Below are 471 nucleotides of genomic sequence, written 5' to 3'. Positions count from 1 at the left end.
CACCCAGTTGGCTGACGCGCGGCCTGCTGGCCGTCGGCGGCATCCTGATGCTCTACGGCCTCTATCTCGGCGTCTACCACTCCGGCGTCGAATGGCAGTGGTGGGCCGGCCCGACCGATTGTACCGCAGGCGCCGGGCCGGTCGACACCGGCGGCAAGGGCGTGCTCGACGCGCTCGACAAATTCGTGCCGCCGTCCTGCGACAAAGCCGCCTTGCGCATCCTTGGCCTGTCCCTGGCCGGCTGGAACGCCATCGCCAGCCTGATCCTCGCCGCCGTCGCCTTCCGCGGCGCCCTCACCCGCGACTGATTGAGCAGCGCGACGCAGGGTTCGCGCAAAAATTCGTCGGGCTGACTCGGGTGGCGCGGCTTCGACGTCCGAGCCAGGTCGACCCCCACTCCGTCTCGGCGTCGCCGAGCCACCTCTCCCCCGATCGACGGGGTAGAGGAAGGGGCGCGAACCTGTTGTAGCC

The 471-nt window shown here is 69.9% G+C and carries 1 protein-coding gene; it reads left to right on the top strand.

Going from position 1 to position 471, the window contains the following annotated elements; genetic code table 11:
• Positions 1 to 308, top strand: a 308-nt coding sequence (locus EN893_RS37500; protein ID WP_128362337.1) for a disulfide bond formation protein B, incomplete at its 5' end; no start/stop codon positions are given.
• Positions 309 to 471: the final 163 nt, after the last annotated feature.

It is taken from the genome of Mesorhizobium sp. M7A.F.Ca.CA.004.04.2.1, assembly GCF_004022825.1.
GTDB lineage: Bacteria > Pseudomonadota > Alphaproteobacteria > Rhizobiales > Rhizobiaceae > Mesorhizobium.
This window is presented reverse-complemented; position numbering and strand designations above follow the sequence as displayed.